General features: G+C 63.1%; 17 protein-coding genes. 15 read left to right on the forward strand and 2 right to left on the reverse strand.

The genetic code is table 11. The features are described from left to right. Positions 1-6 precede the first annotated feature (6 nt). Positions 7-801, forward strand: a complete 795-nt coding sequence (locus LG294_RS05130) for an ABC transporter ATP-binding protein (protein ID WP_404290146.1) — start codon at positions 7-9, stop codon at positions 799-801. Between the two features lie 122 nt (positions 802-923). Here the strand turns inward: LG294_RS05130 and LG294_RS05135 are convergent, their stop codons facing one another. Further along, positions 924-1,994: a ribonuclease HI gene (locus tag LG294_RS05135; RefSeq protein ID WP_404290148.1), complete on the reverse strand. Its 1,071-nt coding sequence runs from the start codon at positions 1,992-1,994 to the stop codon at positions 924-926. 139 nt (positions 1,995-2,133) lie between these two features. On the opposite strand from LG294_RS05135, the gene LG294_RS05140 reads away from it, so the two are divergent. The 11 genes from LG294_RS05140 (at position 2,134) to dapF (ending at position 15,153) form a co-directional block, all read left to right on the forward strand. After that, entirely contained in the window at positions 2,134-5,049 is a 2,916-nt protein-coding gene (locus tag LG294_RS05140; RefSeq protein WP_404290150.1) for a DNA translocase FtsK 4TM domain-containing protein, read from the forward strand. Between the two features lie 4 nt (positions 5,050-5,053). Next, a complete protein-coding gene (gene pgsA, locus LG294_RS05145) occupies positions 5,054-5,665 on the forward strand; it encodes a CDP-diacylglycerol--glycerol-3-phosphate 3-phosphatidyltransferase (protein WP_404290152.1) in 612 nt (203 codons plus the stop codon). 15 nt (positions 5,666-5,680) lie between these two features. Continuing rightward, entirely contained in the window at positions 5,681-6,163 is a 483-nt protein-coding gene (locus tag LG294_RS05150) for a CinA family protein (protein WP_404290154.1), read from the forward strand. 198 nt (positions 6,164-6,361) lie between these two features. Next, the gene (locus LG294_RS05155; protein WP_404290156.1) at positions 6,362-6,784 is read left to right on the forward strand and encodes a helix-turn-helix domain-containing protein; all 423 of its coding nucleotides are present in this window, start codon (positions 6,362-6,364) and stop codon (positions 6,782-6,784) included. Positions 6,785-6,860: 76 nt separating this feature from the next. After that, positions 6,861-7,085, forward strand: coding sequence for a DUF3046 domain-containing protein (locus LG294_RS05160; RefSeq protein ID WP_404290158.1), 225 nt, complete (start codon positions 6,861-6,863; stop codon positions 7,083-7,085). Between the two features lie 235 nt (positions 7,086-7,320). After that, complete coding sequence (gene recA, locus LG294_RS05165) at positions 7,321-8,361, forward strand: recombinase RecA (RefSeq protein ID WP_404290160.1); 1,041 nt, start codon at positions 7,321-7,323, stop codon at positions 8,359-8,361. 98 nt (positions 8,362-8,459) lie between these two features. Further along, on the forward strand, positions 8,460-9,224 hold the full coding sequence (locus LG294_RS05170; RefSeq protein WP_404290162.1) for a RecX family transcriptional regulator: 765 nt from the start codon (positions 8,460-8,462) through the stop codon (positions 9,222-9,224). A 134-nt stretch (positions 9,225-9,358) separates the two neighbouring features. Further along, the gene (locus tag LG294_RS05175) at positions 9,359-11,434 is read left to right on the forward strand and encodes a hypothetical protein (protein ID WP_404290164.1); all 2,076 of its coding nucleotides are present in this window, start codon (positions 9,359-9,361) and stop codon (positions 11,432-11,434) included. A 340-nt stretch (positions 11,435-11,774) separates the two neighbouring features. Further along, positions 11,775-13,286 (forward strand): tRNA (N6-isopentenyl adenosine(37)-C2)-methylthiotransferase MiaB, encoded by a 1,512-nt coding sequence (miaB, locus tag LG294_RS05180; protein WP_404291649.1) that lies wholly within the window; start codon positions 11,775-11,777, stop codon positions 13,284-13,286. 4 nt (positions 13,287-13,290) lie between these two features. After that, on the forward strand, positions 13,291-14,211 hold the full coding sequence (miaA, locus tag LG294_RS05185; protein ID WP_404290166.1) for a tRNA (adenosine(37)-N6)-dimethylallyltransferase MiaA: 921 nt from the start codon (positions 13,291-13,293) through the stop codon (positions 14,209-14,211). A 9-nt stretch (positions 14,212-14,220) separates the two neighbouring features. Beyond that, on the forward strand, positions 14,221-15,153 hold the full coding sequence (gene dapF, locus LG294_RS05190) for a diaminopimelate epimerase (RefSeq protein WP_404290168.1): 933 nt from the start codon (positions 14,221-14,223) through the stop codon (positions 15,151-15,153). Positions 15,154-15,230: 77 nt separating this feature from the next. On the opposite strand, the gene LG294_RS05195 is transcribed toward dapF, so the two are convergent. Continuing rightward, positions 15,231-15,836 (reverse strand): class I SAM-dependent methyltransferase, encoded by a 606-nt coding sequence (locus LG294_RS05195; protein ID WP_404290170.1) that lies wholly within the window; start codon positions 15,834-15,836, stop codon positions 15,231-15,233. 319 nt (positions 15,837-16,155) lie between these two features. Here LG294_RS05195 and hflX point away from each other — a divergent pair, with 319 nt between their 5' ends. The 3 genes from hflX to LG294_RS05210 all read left to right on the forward strand — a co-directional run bounded on the left by hflX (position 16,156) and on the right by LG294_RS05210 (position 21,576). After that, on the forward strand, positions 16,156-17,820 hold the full coding sequence (hflX, locus tag LG294_RS05200; protein WP_404290172.1) for a GTPase HflX: 1,665 nt from the start codon (positions 16,156-16,158) through the stop codon (positions 17,818-17,820). Next, positions 17,813-19,810, forward strand: a complete 1,998-nt coding sequence (locus LG294_RS05205) for an ATP-dependent DNA helicase (RefSeq protein WP_404291651.1) — start codon at positions 17,813-17,815, stop codon at positions 19,808-19,810. Before hflX ends, LG294_RS05205 begins: the two co-directional genes overlap by 8 nt. A gap of 86 nt (positions 19,811-19,896) precedes the next feature. After that, entirely contained in the window at positions 19,897-21,576 is a 1,680-nt protein-coding gene (locus tag LG294_RS05210; RefSeq protein WP_404290174.1) for a DUF222 domain-containing protein, read from the forward strand. Positions 21,577-21,607 lie beyond the last annotated feature (31 nt).

A 21,607-nucleotide genomic window follows, 5' to 3' on the forward strand; every position in this document is an offset into this window, starting at 1 on the left:
TAGAGCATGATCACAGCCACCGATGTATCCGTGGGCTACGGCGGCAAACTGGTAGTGAAATCCGTCGGCCTGCACGCCGGGCAAGGAGAGGTCGTCGGGCTGATTGGCCCGAACGGCAGCGGCAAGTCCACCTTCCTGCGCACCCTGTATGCGGCGCTGCGCCCGCGCGCGGGGCTGGTCACCCTGGATGAGCGGCCCCTCGCGGAGCTGCGCGGCACCGAACTGGCCCGCCGGGTGGCCGTGGTCGCCCAGGAGACGCCTACCGACCTGCCGGTGACCGTCGCCGACATGGTGCTGCTCGGCCGCGCTCCGCACCGCAAGGCGTTGGCGGCTTTCACCCGCGAGGACCACCAGGCGGTGGCCGCGGCGCTGAGCCGGGTCGGGGCGCGGGATCTGGCCGACCGCCGGTACGCTACGCTCTCGGGAGGGGAGAAGCAGCGCGTGCTGGTGGCCCGCACGCTGGCCCAGCAGGCGGACCACCTGCTGCTGGACGAGCCGACCAATCACCTGGACATCCGCTACCAGCATGAGCTGCTGCGCATGGTCGGGCAGCTGGGGGTGACCACCGTGGTCGTGCTGCACGACCTGAACCTGGCCGCGCGCTACTGCACGAAGCTGGTCATGCTCGAAGCCGGCCAGGCAGTGGCCAGCGGCACTCCCGAGGAGGTGCTCACCCCCGAGCTGCTGCTGCGGGTGTACGGGATCCATGTCGAACCGTTTTCCGTGCGCGGCGCCCTGCAGCTGGTGTTCAGCATGGCCGATGAGCACCCCGATCCGTTGCCTCTCGCCGCGGCGCTCTAGCTCCGCGGAGGAACACGCCGTGCCGGCCTTGCGCGAATGAGGCATTTTCCCTTGGCCGCATGAAGGAAATCACTAGGGGGAAGCCGCAACCGGCCGTCGTCCAAGGTCCCGGTGGTTGCCGCTCAGCGGCAGCCACCGGTGAACGCTTGGCGGATCTCTGCAATCCGTGACATCAACCGTTCTTCGGCTTGCTCCCGGGGGAGCTTTGAAGCCGCCCGCACGGCCCAAGCCAGCTGGTCGGCTCCTTCGTTCAGCGCGTGGCCGCTGTGCCCTTGCACCCGGTCGAAGGCAACAAGCGATTCAACGCGATTCCAAACCCGAATGAAGCGGTGTTTGGAATCTTCGCTGATTCCGCAGTAACCGGCGTCGCATCGGCCGTACTGCGCCAGGGCTTGGGCCACCCGATAGGCATCGGTCGAATCGGTGTAAATGGTTGCACTGGCCGGCCGGGTTATCTCGAGGTATTCCAAAGCCACGATCAGCGCATTAAATTCAAGCATGCTGATCGAGTCGAAGGACTCGCCGCCGTAGATGATCGCGTCCCCGTGTTCGCTGAGCAGTGCGACCGCGGATGCGCCGGTGGGATCGCTCGAGGCATCGACCGCCAATGCAATGCTGGATGGCGTTTGGGAAGCAAGGTCCCAATACTCCGGCTGCCACTGCTGAAGCGCAGGATCATGTTGGGGTTGGTGTCCCCGAAGGGCAATGGCCATCGGCTTATCCAAGACGCTTCCTGCCTGGATCGCGGCGCTGGTCTGAAGATTCTTGGCGATCTCCACTTCCCGATGCACCACGCTGGATGCTTGATTCACGTCGTTCAGTCCTCGCGTCACTGCGAATCCGGCCTCTTGGAGATATCTGGGCAGGTACCAATGCCTCTTCGGAATCGATACCCAGGTACTGGATTTGTGCTGCGCGAGCAGCCGCTCGAAGTGCTCGATGATGTCAACCAATGGCCGCGGCGAACTCGATTGCACCTGATGAGTGGACACGCGCTGATGCTCGTCGCGGATGGCGATGATCCAATGGATCACGTCCGCTCTACCGGCGATTTCCGGGGTCGTCCACGCAATGAAAGCCGCATGGAACGCCGACGCGACATGATCCGATGTTGGCACGCACGGAATCGAGGCGGCGCGCGGGCGCCGTTCAAGCAGTGCCGTGGATTGCTTGCTCTGAACAAAATCAACCATGAAAAAAGTATGCCGGTGCCCACCGACAGAATGCGGCGTTCTCGAAACGGTGCCACGTGATGATTATCTAGCTTGCACCAATCCCCGGGCAGACGTGTAAATTCGGCCGGTATCCAGTAGGTGGCGATACCCTAGAGCTATGGCCTCACGCACTCAGTCGCAGGGGGCGAAGAAGCCGACGACGCGCAAACCGCGAACGTCGGGCTCTTCGCCTGCCAAAAAAACTCCCGAGAACCCGGAACAGGATCTCGCCCTTCCGCTGCGCGCAATTCGCAGCGTGTGGATGGGCATCGCCCGGATCTTTGGCGGTGCCTTCCGCCGAATCGGCGCCACCGTCCGCCCCGACTTCGAGCTGCGCCGCGACGGAACCGGATTGTTCCTGACGCTGATCGCGATCACCGTTGCCATCGTCGAATGGTGGGGTCTGCGGGACGTGGGTTGGTTCGGCCGGGGCGTGCACGCGGTTGCCGGAGGCTCGCTGGGTTTCATGGCCGTGCTGCTGCCGGTGGTTCTGGTCATCGGCGCCTTCCGCCTCTTCCGCTACCCGGAGGCCGATTCCGCGAATAACCGGATCGGCATTGGTCTTTTCATGATGACCATGGCCGGCTCCTCTGTGGCCGCCTTGGCCAACGGTTCGCCCGCGGTCACCGCTGACTTCGCCTCGCTCTGGGCCGCCGGCGGGATGGTCGGCTCGATCTTAGGCACTCCGCTGGGCATGCTGATCTCGGTTCCCGGCGCGATGACCGTGCACATTTTCTTCCTCATTCTTTCGCTGTTGGTCGTGACCGCGACTCCGCCGCTGCAGATCGCTTCGCGGGTGCGCATCGGCTACCACCGACTGCTCGGCCAGGATCCGCACCGCGGACCTAGCGCGTCAACCGTGGCGCAGAGCCCGGTGCTCGACCCGAACGCCGAATCGCATGACCAGTCCTATCTCTACGCGGATGAAGTGCAGGAGGCACCGGCTCCGAAGCCCAAGAAGAAGAACTTCTTCGAACGCCGGGCCGAAGCCAAACTCGTCTCCGAGGTCTACAACGTGGACGGCGAGGCCGGAGACGAGCGCACCGGCGACGTCGCCTACGACAAGGCGGTCATTGAGCCGGCCGAGCCGGCCACGGACGCGCTGCCGGTCACCGACGTCTATAACGCGGATTCCACCGCCACGCAGGCGATCTCCCGCCCCGATTTCGAGGCCAAGCCCGCGGCACCCGCCGGCCCCCCTCCCGGAGTCAAGCGCCCCACCAAGGCCGAAGCCGAGATGGCGGCGATTATGGATCAGGTGGGTCTGGGCAACTCCGAGGCGGAACCGGCGACCGACGCGATCCCCACCGTCGCGGTCAACCACACTCGTCCGACCCCGGCGCTGGCCCCCATCCCGCAGCGCACCGAGCAGCTCCAGCTTTCCGGAGATGTCACCTACACCCTGCCGCAGGACGACTTCCTGCCTGCCGGACCGCCGGCCAAGGAAGCCTCCGAGGCCAACGAGGCAATCGTCGCGGCGCTGACCAATACGCTGCAGCAGTTCAAGGTCGATGCCCGTGTCACCGGCTTCTCCCGCGGCCCCACAGTAACCCGTTACGAGATCGAGCTTTCTCCGGGCACCAAGGTGGAAAAGGTCACCGCGCTGTCCAAGAACATCTCCTACGCGGTGGCCTCTTCGGACGTGCGCATCCTCTCGCCGATCCCCGGCAAATCCGCCATCGGCATCGAGATCCCGAACACGGATAAGGAAATCGTCGCCCTGGGCGACGTGCTGCGCTCGAATAACGCGCGCAAAACCGAACACCCGATGGTCATGGGCGTAGGCAAGGACGTCGAGGGCGGCTTCGTCGTGGCGAACCTGGCCAAGATGCCGCACCTGCTGGTGGCAGGTGCCACCGGCGCGGGCAAGTCCTCCTTCGTGAACTCGATGATCACCTCCATCCTGATGCGCTCCACCCCGGATGAGGTGCGCATGGTGATGGTTGACCCCAAGCGCGTGGAGCTGACCGCCTACGAGGGCGTTCCGCACCTGATCACCCCGATCATCACTAACCCGAAGAAAGCCGCCGAGGCCCTGCAGTGGGTGGTCCGCGAAATGGACACCCGCTACGACGACTTGGCGAACTTCGGCTACAAGCACATCGACGACTTCAACAAGGGCGTCCGCTCCGGCAAGGCGGTCCCGCCCGAGGGCTCCAAGCGGATCATGAAGCCCTACCCGTACCTGCTGGTGATCGTCGATGAGCTCGCGGATTTGATGATGGTCGCCCCACGCGATGTCGAAGATTCCATCGTGCGCATCACCCAGCTGGCCCGCGCCGCCGGCATCCACCTGGTCCTTGCCACCCAGCGCCCGTCCGTCGACGTGGTCACCGGGCTGATCAAGGCCAACGTGCCCTCACGCATGGCCTTCGCCACTTCCTCGGTCACCGACTCCCGCGTGGTGCTGGACCAGCCAGGCGCGGAGAAGCTGCTGGGCCAGGGCGACGCGCTCTTCCTGCCCATGGGCACCTCCAAGCCGATGCGCGTGCAGGGCGCATGGGTCACCGAATCCGAGATCCAGCGCGTGGTCGAGCACGTGAAGGGGCAGCTGAAACCCGAATACCGCAACGACGTCACCCCGGTGGCCGAAAAGAAGAAGCAGATCGACGAGGACATCGGCGACGATCTGGATCTCCTGCTGCAGGCCACCGAGCTTGTGGTCACCAGCCAGTTTGGCTCCACCTCGATGCTGCAGCGCAAGCTGCGCGTCGGTTTCGCCAAGGCCGGACGCCTGATGGACTTGATGGAATCACGCGGTGTGGTCGGCCCCTCGGAGGGCTCGAAGGCCCGCGATGTGCTGATCCAGCCAGATGATCTGCCGATGGTGCTCGCCGCCATGCGCGGGGATGACGGTGCCACCCACCAAGCCACCGCCGCCGAGCAGGCCCTGGTCGAGGAGGCCAACGTGAACCACGCCGCACCGGTGGACCTGGTTGCCGAGGACCTCGCCAATCGCGCAACGGCCACCGAGTACTACGACGAAGCCGACGAACCGGGCGAGGACGCCTGGGACCTGACAGGAAGAAACTAAAACCATGAGCGCGCAAGAGCCGCACCCGGAGAATTCACCGGCGCACGCCCCGGTCCCGAACTTGAACATCGCCAACGTCCTGACAACCATCCGCATCCTGATGGTGCCCTTCTTCGTGTGGGCGCTGCTGGCCGACGAACGGGAGCAGGGACTGTGGCGCTGGGTGGCCTTGGGCCTGTTCGTGGTGGCCATGTACACCGACAAGCTCGACGGGGACCTGGCTCGCAGCCGCGGGCTGATCACCAACTTCGGAAAAATCGCCGACCCCATAGCGGATAAGCTGCTCACCGGTTCCGCGCTGGTGGTGCTGTCCATTCTCACCGAGCTGCCGTGGTGGGTCACCATCGTCATCCTGGTCCGCGAATGGGGTATCACCCTGCTGCGCCTGGTGGTCATCCGCTACGGGGTGATCGCCGCGAATATGGGCGGCAAGGTCAAGACCGTGATGCAGGCGGTTGTCATCGGCCTCTACCTGCTGCCATTTACCCAGACGATCGAATGGCTGGGCACGCTCGCGTTCATTCTGATGCTGCTCACCGTGGCGGTTACCGTGCTCACCGGGCTGGAATACGTGTGGAAAGCTGTCAAGCTGCGCGCCGCCGCCAAGGCAAACTAGCAAAGGCCAGGACGTATGCAAAACCAAGGGGCCCAGGTAATCGCCCAGGCGATCTCCCAAGGCAAGCAACTAGCCACGGCCGAATCGCTGACCGCAGGGATGATCGCTGCCACCCTGGCCGAGGTCTCCGGGGCGTCGGCGGTATTACGCGGGGGAGTGATCAGCTACTCCTCGCAGGTGAAGGCCGAGCTGCTCGGCGTGGATAGCCAGCTGCTGGCGGAGGTCGGGTCGGTGGATGGCGAAGTTGCGCGGCAGATGGCAGTCGGTGCCCAGCGCGCCTGCGCCGCGGAGCTGACGGTTTCGGCCACCGGCGTCGCCGGGCCGCAGGCCCATGACGGCAAGCCCGTCGGTACCGTGTTCATCGGTTGGGCGCATGGGAACGAATCCGGATTCGTGGCCCACCACTTCGTCGGGGACCGGGCGCAGATCCGCGAACGAAGCACCACAGCGGCAATCAATCAGCTAGCTGCCATTTTGGGTAAAGCTTCTTCACAGTAAGAGAAGCAATACTATTATTCCCCTTGATCTTCACAATAATCCGTCTCAATGTGGCGTACGTCGCATATTTGTGATTAGGGTAAGGTGTCGGGAACAAAAACGTATAACTTGATGTTGTACAAATTGAAGGGCCGCAAGGTCTGGCTCTTCGGATAAGAAGCATCTTTCGAGAAGGACCTAGGAGTAGAGGCTATACACATGGTGAAGCAACCCGTAACTGTCAATGGTGTCGTCCGTTGGCGCGATATGGGAGAAGCCCATTCGGTCCAGCCCGATAAGGAGGAACACAAAATGGTAGTACTCCGACATGAAATCGGTGACGTCCTTCGTGATGTTCGCCAGCGCCAGGGACGAACCCTGCGCGAGGTTTCCCATAGCGCTCGCGTTTCACTTGGATACCTATCCGAAGTTGAACGCGGACAGAAGGAAGCATCCTCCGAGCTGCTTTCTTCGATCTGCACCGCGTTGGAGGTGCCGCTGTCGTTGATGCTCCGTGAAGTGTCCGATCGTATCGCCTTGGCTGAAGGCGTGGTCATCCCGGATACCGTTCCACTGGATCTGACTAACGAGTTCGCCATGGACGTCGATGGACGTAACGGCAAACCTCTGGCATCCGTTTAATTCCGACCTAATTTCTCGACCCGAGGGCCTTCGCAAATGCGAGGGCCCTCGCGTTATGCATGGAAGAATAAAACTCGTGAAAAACAGTGAATTCTGGCGGAACATGGACCAAGAGTTTGGTTCGGGCTATTCGCGCACTCTCGCCGACTCGCTCGCGCTGACGGAGCTGGGCAGCCTTAACGCCACCCAGGCGCTGCGCAAGGGAATTAAACCCAGGCAGGTGTGGGAAGCGATTTGCCGCGTGCAAGATGTCCCACCCGAGCGCTGGCTCGGCATGGATATCGAGCCCAAGGACTCCTAGCCGCCTGCGGCCAAGGAGATTCGGTGTCTTCGAAGAATCGAAAATATTCGAAACACCGCCCGGTGATTTCGAACATCTGTTCGGATTGGGTTATTCTAGAAACAACAGCACGAAGAGTTTGTCCACACCTCGGGCCCAAGCGGTCTAAAGTGTCGGTTGGCGCTCATACTGTCTAGATACAGTACAAAGATTGATTGGCAGGTCGCGCGATGGCCTGCATGACCAAAGGTGAACCATGGCAAGTAATGATCGGGAAAAGGCTCTCGAGTCCGTTCTGGGCCAAATCGATAAGGCCTTCGGCAAGGGCTCGCTTATGCGTCTGGGTGACACCACCCGCGCTGCCGTTGAGGTCATCCCCACCGGTTCGGTGGCATTGGACGTCGCGCTGGGCATAGGCGGACTGCCTCGTGGCCGTGTCGTAGAAATCTACGGTCCGGAATCCTCGGGTAAGACCACCTTGGCCCTGCACGCAGTTGCCAGCGCGCAGAAGGCCGGTGGCGTTGCGGCCTTCATCGATGCCGAGCACGCACTTGACCCTGAATACGCTAAGAAGCTTGGCGTGGACACCGATGCACTGTTGGTATCCCAGCCGGACACCGGTGAACAAGCCCTGGAAATCATGGATATGCTGGTGGGCTCCGGCGCACTGGATATTATCGTGATCGACTCCGTGGCAGCGCTGGTGCCACGCGCCGAAATCGAAGGCGAAATGGGCGACACCCACGTTGGCCTGCAGGCACGTCTGATGTCACAGGCGCTGCGTAAGATCACCGGTCGTCTCTCCAATTCGAAGACCACCGCAATCTTCATCAACCAGCTGCGTGAAAAGATCGGTGTCTTCTTCGGTAGCCCGGAAACCACCACCGGTGGTAAAGCACTGAAGTTCTACGCATCGGTGCGTATCGATATCCGTCGCATTGAAACCCTCAAGGAGGGCACCAACGCCGTCGGTAACCGTACCCGTTGCAAGGTCGTCAAGAACAAGATGGCTCCTCCGTTCAAGCAGGCAGAATTCGACATCCTCTATGGCCACGGCATTTCCCGCGAAGGCAGCCTGATCGATATGGGCGTCGAACACGGCATGGTCAAGAAATCCGGTGCTTGGTTCACCTACGACGGTGACCAGCTTGGCCAGGGTAAGGAAAACGCTCGTCGCTTCCTGCGTGACAACCCCGATCTGGCCAACGAGCTGGAACGTCAGATCCTGACCAAGCTCGGCATCATTGGCGGAGAAGAAGGAGAAGCCGACCTGCGAATCGTCGAGGGCGATAAGTAGTGGCCTCAGGCTTTCAGAAACGTAGCGTCCGACCCGGATCAGGATCCGGGTCGGACGCTACGTCCGTTTCCGCGCAGTTTCAGGGTGACTTCGATCAAATGCCGGATTGGGCTAAACCCACCGAGCAAGAGCTAGCGGCGCTGAAAGAACCTGCGCCCAAGCGTGCCGCCCGCCCAGCCAAGAGCAGCCAGGGAACGCAAATCCTGCAGGGCACCGCAGAGCCGGCGAAACCGCAAACCGTCGATGAGCTTCGCGCCGCGATGGAAAATATCGTGTCCAGCAACGCCCCGCAAGTTGAAAGTCCGACAAAGAAAGAACGCCGGCAGGCCAGAACCGAACGCCGTGCAGCCCGTGAGGCGGGCGAACCGGAAGCGCTCAGTGATGACCAATGGCGGGAAAAGGCCCGTGGCATCATCTTGCGGCAGCTCACCGCAAGCGACAAAACCAGCAAACAGCTCAAAGACAAGCTGCTGGAAAAGGAATGTCCCGAGGACATCGCCGACGAGGTCCTGGAGCGTTACGCCGAACTGGACCTGGTCGATGACGAGCGCTTCGCCAAATCCTGGGTTGTTGCCCGCGCCCGCTCCCGCGGCCTCGCCCGTGGTGCGATCCGCCGCGAGCTGCGCACTAGAGGCATTGAAGACGAAGTGGCCGCCGAGGCGCTGGAACAGATTGACGACGAGGCCGAAGAAGAACGTGCTCGCGAACTGGTGCGTGCCAAACTACGCCCGGCCTCTATGGGCCTGGATCGAGATAAGGCGCTACGCCGGCTGGTAGGAATGCTCGGGCGCAAGGGCTACCACGGTTCGATGGCGTTCAAGGTGGCTCGCGAAGAATGGGAAGAGCGCTACGGAGCCCGGTAACTGTGTTTTGCAACACCACGCCACCCGCCGGGTAATTCAGCGACGAGGGCCCACTCGATTGATAGATTGAATCCTCACCACGGATACCGGAGCACGCCATTGGTGCCACGTTCCGCATTAGCAGGGGAAGAAATATGGCCGTGTGGCATGGCAGTAACTGGCAACTTGAAGAGCCCATCGACTCCCAAACCATTCTTGGCGTCACCTTCGGAATCGGTCTGCTCAACGAGAAACTGGAAAATTCGGGCACCCTCGCCACCGTCATCTCAGCCGTTCGCGCAGAACTCTCGCGCCCGGTTGAACTGGGACCTGGTCGCAGCTCGCTTCCCGAAGTTCATGTTCGTGTGGCCAGCGATACCACTGACCTCACCGTACGCGGGGATAGCGTTACCGTTGCCGCCGCGTGGAATCGCTTGCCCGAGCTGTTCGCTTCCGCTGCCATCCCTGCTGGAACCTTGCCCATCCAACATGAAAACATCTTCTGGCCCGCCGATATTCTGCAACGCACGGGCAAAAACGCTGCGGCTTTAACCGAGCTGCTGGCCTACCCGGAGCAGATCGAAGAACCGGCCCGCGAGACCTTCGCGCGGCTCAACCCGAACGCCGAACGCACCCCGGCGGTTTTCTACACTAATGACGCCTCGCTCATTGGCCACGTTTATCCGGTGCGTATCGGCGCAGTGGGCGCGATGATTGACACCTGGGCAGATGGCACCCCCAAACGCAACCGGTACCAGATTCCTGCCTCGCGTTTGGTGACCCTCGACCCGTTCAAGCAAATTGCCGCCGCAAACGAAACCGGCGCGGTACACGGAAATAATTCTCCGGTCGTTCTCTCCGTGTTGGTCCCACGCTCTGGGGCCGGATTGTTGGCTTCCCAGATACTCAAGCGCCAGCTGGCCCAGCGCGTCCAAGATATCGTCAATGAACAATTCAACGTCGGAGTTGAACACGTCGGCATGGGCGAAGACTTCTGCGCGATCTTCCACCTGAGCCATATGCTCAACGAACAGCAGCGACGCAAGTTAATCCGTGACTTTGCCACCTCGATGACGCTGATCCCGGATGCCTGGATCGCCGATATGCTGGCCTACGCAGGCGATGTAGTCCACGCGCCGATGCAGCGGACTCGAGTTGTGCTCGGGATGGAACCGGATGAAAGCACGCTGGAAAGCGAGATCCGCGAGATCATTGCCAGCGCCTCCGGGACGCTGCATGGGGCTGTCGATCCGGATGACTTGCTAGCCGGTCACAGTCCCCGAAGTAGAGAATCGACAACCGATATTTCCTCGGATGTATTCAACGCACTGTCCTTGCCCGCAGCTGTCTGGCCTCACCGCTACAAGTATTGGGCACCACGCGGTTTTAAGGGCGGTCCATTCGCTCCAATTCCGCCCCTGGTGGTCGGCCGTGACTCCATCGCCATGGAGCATTGGCAGCGGTTTAAATGGCCGGGTTCCACGGCAGGAAACGCTGTAGAAACCGCGACTTTGCTCGCGGTTCTGGAAGACTCGCTGGGCACCATGTTCATCCTCGATGAAAAACTGCGCATGGTGACGATCTATCCGCAGCTTTACATTTTCAAGAAATCTCTTCGTAAACGCGTCGCACAACGCATTGCTGCCTCGACACCTCGGTTGCGTGTCGAGTCGAGGCCCACCAAAGCCGATGCCGCGCACTGGCGCAACCGCCGCAGAACCGCGCTCGGGATTATGTGGGGAAGCGTCATAGCCGTCAGCGGCGTGCTCTTCGGTGCCGCAGCGATCCAGGCAAAAGCGGAACATGAGGCGGAACCGGCCTTCGAACGACTGAACATCACCGAATCCGCCGAACTGGCCAACGGCACAGTCCTGAGCACCTCGGACTTTGAGATCAAGCATCCGACCCTGGAACGCCAAAAATACGTGGTGAGCGTAGACATAAATATTTGCGCGGGCGAGGACACCAATGCAGAGGGTGTTGCCCCGGACACACAACGCCGAATTTCACCCAATGACTTCACGATGCTCAACGACGGCTATGTCTATGCGGAAATGGTCCCGACGCCCAACCAGCTAGATGAACGCGTGCTAGCTCCAGGCGAATGCGCCGCCGGATCGCTTACTTATGAAGGGGGATCCCTGACATACCCGCGATTGGCCTACGCGAACGCGATGGACGATGACATCGTCTGGTACAGCTACGGCAGGGTCCCCGAACAGTTCAAATAAGATTTCGCGCGCCCGGCATGCGCCAGATCCAGCGGGTTGAAACCGAGGCGCGAGGCAGGCATCACCAAAAAGGCTTCACACCTCTGGGTATTGCGCGTTCTCGCGTAGCTCTCGTCCATGGTGAGAGGCCTGTGGGCCGGTTTCTTCGTTAAAGACTCAAGGCCTCGTCCAGTCGGAGAAGCGCAGAACGCATCCGACTTCTGCTCATGGGATTATGTCATTGATGCATAGCTCTCGCACCGTCGGCTGAGCACAAGTTGGCATATTTCGTCCTAGGTATGCCTGCGTTTCAGCCCCGCTTAAGATTCGGTAACCTTGAGGGGTGAGTGAGTTTGACGAGATGACCCCAGCAGAAACCGTGAAGCCTTCGCGCACCTACGAGGTACGCACCTACGGTTGCCAGATGAACGTGCACGATTCCGAACGCCTGTCCGGATTGCTCGAAGGCGCGGGCTTGGCCCGCAGAGCCGAAGAGGATGAAGACGAAGCAGCGGACGTCGTGGTGTTCAATACCTGCGCGGTCCGTGAAAACGCTGACAACAAGCTCTACGGAAATCTCGGGATGCTCAAGAGCATCAAAGACCGTCGGCCGGGAATGCAGATCGCTGTTGGTGGCTGTCTGGCGCAGAAAGACCGCGAAACGATCCTGAAGAAGGCCCCTTGGGTGGATGTGGTCTTCGGAACGCACAATATTGGTTCGCTGCCTGCATTGCTGGACCGCGCCGAGCACAATCAAAAGGCGGAACTGGAGATTCTCGAATCTCTGGATGTCTTTCCTTCCACTCTCCCTACGCGCCGCGAATCGGTGTACGCCGGTTGGGTGTCCATCTCGGTAGGCTGCAACAACACCTGCACCTTCTGCATCGTGCCCTCGCTGCGCGGCAAGGAACGGGACCGTCGCCCGGGCGAGATCCTCGCCGAAATCGAGGCATTGGTCGCCGACGGCGCGATCGAGGTGACCTTGCTCGGACAGAACGTGAACTCCTATGGAGTCGAGTTTGGCGACAAGCTGGCCTTTGGCAAGCTCCTGCGTGCCTGCGGCGAAATCGAGGGCCTGGAACGGGTGCGTTTCACCAGCCCGCACCCGGCAGCGTTCACAGACGATGTCATCGAGGCGATGGCCGAAACCGCGAATGTGATGCCGCAGCTGCACATGCCGCTGCAGTCCGGGTCGGATAAGGTTCTCAAGGACATGCGCCGTTCCTACCGCTCCAAGAAATTCCTCGGCATCCTGGACAAGGTGCGCACGCGCATCCCGCACGCGGCGATCACCACCGACATCATTGTCGGTTTCCCGGGCGAAACCGAGGAAGATTTCCAAGCAACTCTTGACGTGGTCGAGGCGTCGCGCTTCTCTACCGCCTTCACCTTCCAGTACTCCAAGCGTCCGGGCACCCCCGCTGCCGATCTGGCCGACCAGCTGCCCAAGGCTGTAGTGCAGGAACGCTTCGAGAGGCTCACCGCACTGCAGGACCGCATTGCCAAGGAAGAAAACGCCAAGCAGCTGGGACGGACCGTGGAAGTCATGGTCACCGAACAGTCCGGACGCAAGTCCGAGGAAACCCACCGTCTGGCCGGCCGCGCCCAAGACCAGCGGCTGGTGCACTTCTCCGTGCCCCAAGGCGCCCAGGAGCCGCGCCCGGGTGATCTGGTCACCGTGCCGATCACCGAGGCCGCGGCCTTCCACCTCGTCTCCGATCCGAAGCTCGAGCAGTATTCACTGCGTCGTTCCCGAGCCGGTGACGCATGGGATCGGGCGCAAGCCGAGAGCTGCGCGGTGCCCACTGCCGGCAGCGGCGGCGCGGCAAGCAGAACCAACTTGGGCATGCCAACTTTGAAGGCGCGCAGCTAACCGCATGAACTCCACACAGCTGCCGGTGATCTCCATCGTCGGGCCCACCGGAACCGGCAAATCGGATCTGGCCATCGCGTTGGCCCAAGCGGTGGGCGGCGAAATCGTCAACTCCGATGCGCTGCAGTTCTACCGAGGCATGAACATCGGCACCGCTAAGCTTGCCGAAGCCGAGCGCGGCGGCATCACGCACCACCTGCTGGACATCATGAATGTGCGCGACGAATCCTCCGTTGCCCAGTTCCAGGCCCAGGCCCGCGATCACTTTGACCGAATTCGCTCCCACGGCAAGGTGCCGATCATGGTAGGCGGCTCGGGTCTTTACGTGCGCGCGGCGCTCGACGTGATCGATTTCCCGCCCACCGACCGTCAGGTCCGTGGCCGCCTCGAAGCCGAGGTGCAAGCGCACGGGGATGGCGAGGTGCGCCGCCGGCTGGCACGGGTGGACCCGATCTCCGCGGACCGCAACCTCGATACCCGGCGTGCCATCCGCGCGTTGGAGGTCTTCGAAATTTCCGGGCGTCCCTTCAGCTCCTACATGCCCAACCGCGAGTACTTCCTGCCGGCACTGCAGATCGGACTAAATTACGAGCGCGCAGCGTTACACGAGACACTCGCCGAACGCGTGCGCAAAATGGACCGTATGGGCCTCGCGGAGGAAGTCGCCGAATTGCTGAGCCATGGGTTGCGCGAAGGCAAGACCGCCTCTCGCGCCATCGGCTACCAGCAGTACACCGACTATCTGGACGGAAAGATCGATCGGGGCCAGGCCATCGAGGACACCATCGTGGCCACCCGGAAGTTCGCCCGCCGCCAATTGACCTGGTTCAACGCCGACCCACGGGTGAACTGGTTGAACCCGAAAGAACCTGGCCTGCTAGCCAAAGCACTGCAACTGCTCAGCCCAGCAAGCCACACCAACTAAAGGAGCGCGATGCACCGCACCGAACTAGCGCAGCTTGCCGGACTGCCCTTCGCCAAGGGCCACGCCACCGGAAACGACTTCGTCCTGCTCGCGGACCCCGAAGCCAAGCACGAGGTGACACCTCAACAGGTCGCCGCCCTTTGCCACCGCCGCTTCGGCATCGGCGGCGACGGGTTGATCCGTGCCGTGCCCACCTCGAAAGTCCCCGGCTTCGAGCAGCAGGCCCTAGATCATCCCAAGGCTTATTGGTTCATGGACTACCGCAACAACGATGGTTCAGTCGCGGAAATGTGCGGCAACGGCGTTCGCGCCTTTGTGCACTTTCTGCTCGCCGAAGGGCTAGTCAACCTCCCGATCGGTGCCAGCCTGCTGATCGGCAGCCGCGCCGGAGTCAAGGAAGTCACCCGCCTGGCCGACGGTTACGCCGCCAACCTCGGCCCTTGGGGACTGATCTTCGAGGAGAAGGCCACGGCCGACTCCGTCGACTCGATGGTGATGCCGCGCGGCTGGGAGCAGGCGCTTCCCGCGTTGAGCATCACCATGGGCAACCCGCATACCGTGGTGGCCTTGCCCGATGCGCAGATGCTGGAGGATCTCGACCTAATTTCCGCGCCCGAGGTATCCCCGGCACCGCCGAACGGCACCAACGTGGAATTCGTGGTTCCCTCCGAACCGTTGATCAACGACGGCGTAGCGCACGTGCGCATGCGGGTGCACGAGCGCGGCGTGGGGGAGACCCTCTCCTGTGGCACCGGGGCCTGCGCTGCCGCGGCCGCCATGCGCTATTGGGCGCGCGGCACCGCGCTGATCAACCAGTGGGCCGTCGAAGTGCCCGGCGGTTTGGTGGGCGTGGAGTTCTCCGCCACCGCGGACGGCCGCGAGGACACGATCCTCTCGGGCCCGGCCGCTCTTGTAGCCCGCGGCGTGATCGGCGCTAGCTAGCGAACAATTGCAAACAGCCTGTTATCGAATCCCATAATCCGGTAACAGGCTGTTTTGCTGAAAACTCCAAACCCTGGCTAGGCCGGACGGGCAACTTTCAGCACGCGGAAGGCGTTGCTGGTTGCCTCGCGGGTGATCTTCCAGTCCGCCGGTAGCTGGGTTCCCAGCCACTTTTGCAGGGAGTCGCTGCCCAGGTTCTTCTGCACCACCATCCAAGCTTCGCCTCCGGGGGCCAAACGCGGAAGCCACAGCAGCAGCAGTTCGTGCAGGGCTTCTTTGCCGATGCGGATCGGCGGGTTGGACCAGATGGTATCGAACTGAAGTTCAGGATCCACCGATTCCGGGATGCCCACGGCGACATGAGTCAGCCCCAAGCTCTGCGCATTCAGCTTGGCAAGTTCGATGGAACGCTCATTGACGTCCACGCCGAAAACCTCGGACTCCGGGCTCTGCAACGCGGCGGTCAGCATGATCGGACCCCAACCGCAGCCGATGTCCAAGATCCGACCCCGCGGGGTCGGCACATACTCCAATAGCACTGCGGTGCCCTTGTCCAGTCCGGCGGGGGAGAAAATGCCCGGCGCCGTTTGCACCTGTCGGCGTTGGCCGTTCAATTCCACCGCGATACTGCGGCGTTCGTCGGCCGAGGCGGGGCTGGCGCTGAAGTAATGATCCGAGGTCATGCACCAAAGATTATCGCCTGCGCACAAAGCCGGGCAAACAACGTGAGCTAGGCGATATATGCGCGCGGTGCAATCCACTGATAGAGTTTTACCTATGACTTTGATTTTCGTCTAATACGTAGCCCACTCGGTTACCAGGGTTCCCCGGAGAGCCGGCGCTGTTTTTGCGCGGCCACCGGATACATGAACCTGCAGACGGCAAGGTCCTTTTCTTTTTCTTTTTGGATTCTTCGCACCCTACGTGCCCCGCCAAAGTCTCTTGGTAACCGCCCCTTCACCTGATCACCGACAGCAATTTGTCTTGACCACAAGGACCGGTATGACCGAACACCCACCGACATCTGATCGCGCCACCTCGCGAAGTGGGGGTACCCCGCACTATTCTGTACAGAGAAGTTCTTCTAAGGAGACCATGACTAACTCCGAGTCACACGAGCACGACGCGGCATCTATGGATGATGCCCAGATCCAGGCAGCCATCGATCGCATTCTGGCGGCCGACGACGCGCAAGCCCCAGCCGTATTCCACGCGGCTGATCCGGCCGAGGGGCACATCTTCTCCGGACAGGCAACCGCGCTGAACCGTTTCTCCACCGAACATTCATCCTTCGATGGGGACCAAGACGATTTAGCGGACCGCCGCGCGCTGCGCCGCGTGGCCGGGCTCTCCACCGAGCTCGAAGATGTCACCGAGGTCGAGTACCGCCAGCTGCGCCTGGAACGCGTGGTGCTCGCAGGCATCTGGACCTCCGGCAGCGTCACCGACGCGGAAAACTCCCTGCGCGAACTCGCGGCGCTGGCCGAGACCGCCGGCTCCGAGGTGCTCGACGGTGTGGTGCAACGCCGCAGCAAGCCGGATTCCTCCACCTTCCTCGGCTCCGGCAAGGCCATCGAGGTGCGTGATATCGTCGCCGCCACCGGCGCCGACACCGTCGTGGTCGATGCCGAGCTTGCCCCTTCGCAGCGCCGCGCGTTGGAGGACATCGTCAAGGTGAAGGTCATCGACCGCACCGCGCTGATTCTTGACATCTTCGCGCAGCACGCCAAGAGCCGCGAAGGCAAAGCCCAGGTCGAGCTCGCTCAGCTCGAATACCTGTTGCCGCGCCTGCGTGGCTGGGGCGAATCTATGTCCCGCCAGGCCGGTGGCCGGGTGGGCGCCGCCGGTGGCGGCATCGGTTCGCGCGGTCCGGGTGAAACCAAGATCGAAATGGACCGCCGCCGCATTCGCGATCGCATGGCCAAGCTGCGCCGCGAGATCAAGGCGATGAAGCCTGCCCGCGAGGCCAAGCGCGCGAACCGCAAGCGCAACCAGGTCCCGGCCGTGGCCATCGCCGGCTACACCAACGCCGGCAAGTCCTCGCTGCTCAACCGGCTGACCAACGCCGGGGTGCTGGTGGAGAACGCGCTGTTCGCCACCCTGGATCCCACTGTGCGCCAGTCGGAAACCGCCGATGGGCTGACCTACACGCTGGCCGATACGGTCGGTTTCGTCTCCAACCTGCCCACCCAGCTGGTGGAGGCTTTCCGCTCGACGCTGGAGGAGATCGCCGACTCGGATTTGATCCTGCACGTGGTCGATGCCTCCCATCCGGACCCCGAAGGCCAGATCCAGGCGGTGCGCACGGTGCTGGCGGAGGTCGACGCGCTGAACATTCCCGAGATCATCGTGCTGAACAAGGCCGATGTGGCAGACCCGATCGTCATCGATCGGGTGCGCAACCGCGAATCGAATACCACGATCGTCTCGGCGCGCACCGGGGAAGGCATCGAGCAACTGCTCGAACTGATCAGCAGCTCGATTCCGCGGCCCGGGGTGCAGCTGGAAATCCTCATCCCGTACGACCGCGGCGACCTGATCGCCAAGCTGCACCAGAGCGAATCGGAAATATTGGAAAGCGAACACACGGATCAGGGAACCCGGATGATCGTCAAGGTGCGTGAATCCCTCGCGGTTCAGTTGGAGACTTTCAACCTACATGGATAAGCAAGAGCAGGTCCTCGACCTTCTGGAAACCGCCGTGACCTCCATGGGCGGTCAAATGCGCGTGGGCCAGCAGCAGATGGTCAAGCATATGGTCGAGGCCCTGGAAGAGGAAAAGCATCTGCTGGTGCAGGCCGGAACCGGCACCGGCAAGTCGATGGGCTACCTGATTCCGGCCCTCGCGCATGCGCAAACCAGCGCCAAGCCGGTGATCGTGTCCACCGCCACCCTCGCCTTGCAGTCCCAGATCGTGGGGCGCGATGTGCCGCGGCTGCTCGAAGCGCTCAAGGGCAAGCTCTCGCGTCCGATGGATGTGGCCCTGCTCAAGGGCCGATCCAACTACCTCTGCCAGTACAAGCTCGGCGGCGGGTACCCGGATGACAGCGAGGGGACGCTGTTCGAAATGGACGCGCCGGCGGCGCCCGCCGGGCAGATGTTCTCCCCGCTGGCCGCCGAGGTGCTGAAGCTGCGTGACTGGGCGGAGAAGACCGATACCGGGGACCGCGACGAGTTGATCCCCGGGGTCAGCGACAAAGCCTGGAAACAGGTCTCGGTCTCCGCCATGGAATGCCTGGGCGCCCAAAAATGCCCGATGGCCGATGAGTGCTTCTCCGAAATGGCCCGGGCGCGGGCCGCCGAATCCGATGTGGTCATCACCAACCACGCGCTGCTTGCGGTCTCCGCCTTCGAGGGACTGTCCGTGCTGCCGGACTTCGAGGTCGCGATCATCGACGAGGCCCACGAGCTGCAGGACCGGGTCACCAGCTCGGTCTCCGGCGCGCTTTCGGCACGCAGCGTACTCACCGCCGCCGGAGGCGCCAAGAGGCACTGCGGCGTGAACGTCGACGAGCTCACCAAGGCCGCGGGCCGGCTGGAAAAGTCGCTCACCGGGGTGCCGACCGGGCTGCTGGAGCGTGGGCTGCGCGAAGATATGGGCATCGCGCTAAACGACATCGTCGAACAGGCCCGCCTGGTATTGGCGCTGTCCAAGCCGGAGGCGAACGCCCCGGCGGACGGCGGCCGGCAGACCGCCCGCTCGCAGATGCAGGCGGTGATGGACGACTCGATCCGCATGCTCGAAGCCGAGGAGCGCCGCGAGGTGCTCTTCACCTCCCGCCCGCGCGAATTCATCGAGGGCCGCGGCTACGTGGAAACCGAGGACAGCCAACCGGCGACGCTTAATGTCGCCCCGCTCTCGGTGGCCGGCAAGCTGCGCGAGGGCCTTTTCGATGGGCGCACCGTCGTGCTCACCAGCGCCACCCTCGCCATCGGTTCGCAGTTCGATTCGGTGGCCGGATCTCTCGGGCTGATGGGCCAAGGCGCCCCGTCCTGGACCGGGGTGGACGTCGGCAGCCCGTTTGACTACCCGAACCAGGGCATTCTCTACGTCGCCAAGCACCTGCCCAAGCCCGGGCGCCAGCTGGCCGCCGAGACGCTGGACGAGATCGAGGACCTGATCACCGCCTCCGGTGGCGGCGCGCTGGCGTTGTTCACCTCCAAGCGTTCGGCCGAGGAAGCCGCGGCGATCCTGCGCGAAAAGCTCGATGTGAAAATCCTCTGCCAGGGAGATGCGAGCATGAAGTCGCTGGTCGCGGACTTCTCCGCCGAACGCGACACCTGCCTCTTCGGCACCATGACCCTCTGGCAGGGCGTGGACGTGCCCGGGGATTCCTGCCGCCTGGTGATCATCGACAAGATCCCCTTCCCGCGCCCCGACGACCCGATCTCCAAGGCCCGCACCGAGGATGTGGCCAAGCACGGCGGCAACGGTTTCATGCAGGTCTCCGCGACCCATGCCGCCATCCGCCTGGCTCAGGGGGCCGGCCGGCTGATCCGTTCGGTGCAGGACAAGGGCGTGGTCGCAGTCCTGGACTCGCGCATGGCCACCGCCCGCTACGGCTCGTTCCTGAAGAGCTCGCTGCCGCCGATGTGGCCGACCACCGACAAAAAGGTCATCACCGGCGTGCTGCAGCGCCTGCAACCGGAGAAGTAGCCGGCGCCAAACCTTCCACGCCCGCTTATCCACACCCTGCGCCCGATCCGCTGGCACCCGCCCGTGGACAGTGCAAGGTGGTGGGTATGGAAGAACTCAGCGGCAACCAAGTGGCCCTCGGGGCGATGGCTCAGGCCATCACCGCCCTCGATGCCGCCTGCGCGCAGCTCTCCGCCCAGGAATTGCCCGCCGGCCAGGCAGCCTACTTCGCCTGGCTGGCAGAGCGGGCCGCGGCTACCCTGTCCCGCCTGCAAATCCACGCGGCCGACGCGGTGCAGCGCAGCGGCAGCCATCAGCTGGATACCGAATCCCTCGATGCCATCGCCGACGCCGGCGCGGCTCCCACGAACGAGCAGCTCGCCGCGCTGCACGGCACCTGCACCCTGGGCCGCAGCAGCTTCAAGGACGCCGCGGACTTGCATTCCGGTTGGCTGGGCATCGCCCACGGCGCGGCCCGCGCCCGGCTTGCAGCCGCCGGATCTCTGATCGCCAATGTTACCGAGGCGGGGGAGCGGACCGCCCCCGACTGCCCGCAGCTTGCCGCGCACTTCGCGAACCGCGACGTAGACCCGCGCCCGGTGATCGGGGCCGCACGGGCCATCCGCAACGCCGAAGCCGACCTGCCAGGCCCCCAATCCCGCGCCCAGCTCGAAGCTCAGGCGGTCAGGCTCATCGATCTGGAACCGGCCAGCGCCGCGAAACACCTGTCCACGCTCATTGCCGAGCAGGTCCAGGCCCAGCGCCCGCCACAGGCGCTGTTCGCCGAGGCGGGGCTCTTCCATCGCGGCATGAAAGGCGGCCTGGTCCACTATCAGCTCAAGGTCTTCCCGCACGATGCCGAGCTCATCGAGTCGCTCCGCGCCAAAATCAACAACCCCAACACCGTCGCCGGAAACCGCGCGCAGCTCAATGAGCTCGTGCACGCCAACCACGCCAGCACCGCCCCGCCTGAGCGCGAACCCCAAGCATGCGAAGCACCGCCAGCGCCGCAGACCGCGCCGCAACAGGGCAGTTCCTCCCCGGTGCCACCCGCGCCCAAGGAATGGGACGATGCGCCGAGCATGCCCGACTGGGCGCGCACCCCAGCTGCCCAAGCGCCGGCGTACCAAGGGCCAGAAGTCGATCCGCCGGCGCCGTCAACCACGGCCGTACCACCACTGGAGTCGCCCTTCGAAGACCTCAGCCCTGCCCTGCGCCACCTGACCGGGTTGCTCGCGGTGCTGCGCGCCAACCGCATCGGCGGCAAAAATCCGGCGGTCGGACTGATCGCCCCGCAGGTGATCGTGCATCTGAACTACGAAAAAATGCTCGATGGCGCCGCCAGCTTCGCCAGCACCGAGAACGGGCTGCCGCTGACCGCCGCGCAGGCCCGAACCCTCATGTGCAGCGCCGGTGTCTACCCGGTGGTGCTGGACGGCAAAGGCCAGCCACTGGACATCGGCCGATCCAAGCGGCTCTTCCCGCCGCATATGAAACGGGCTCTCGCGGCCCGGGACCGCGGTTGCATCTACCCGGGCTGCAAGATGCCCGCCAGCCGCTGCGAGGCGGACCATGTTGATCCATGGGAGGAAGGCGGACAGACCCGCGTGGATCGCGGAGCACTTCTCTGTCCAATGCATCACCACGCACGTCATGCCGGACTTTTCAGTCTGGTGGTGGCCGAAGGCAAACCGCCAGCGGTGCTGCTGCCCAAATTTTTTGACCCCGATCAACAACCGCGGCGCAACACCTACTGGTTCTCGGCCGCCGAAGCGCTCGCCGCCTGATCCCGCCCGCCCGATGTGCTCGATGCCGGCG

The sequence above is a fragment of the Glutamicibacter arilaitensis genome, from assembly GCF_044793945.1.
GTDB lineage: Bacteria > Actinomycetota > Actinomycetes > Actinomycetales > Micrococcaceae > Glutamicibacter > Glutamicibacter arilaitensis_B.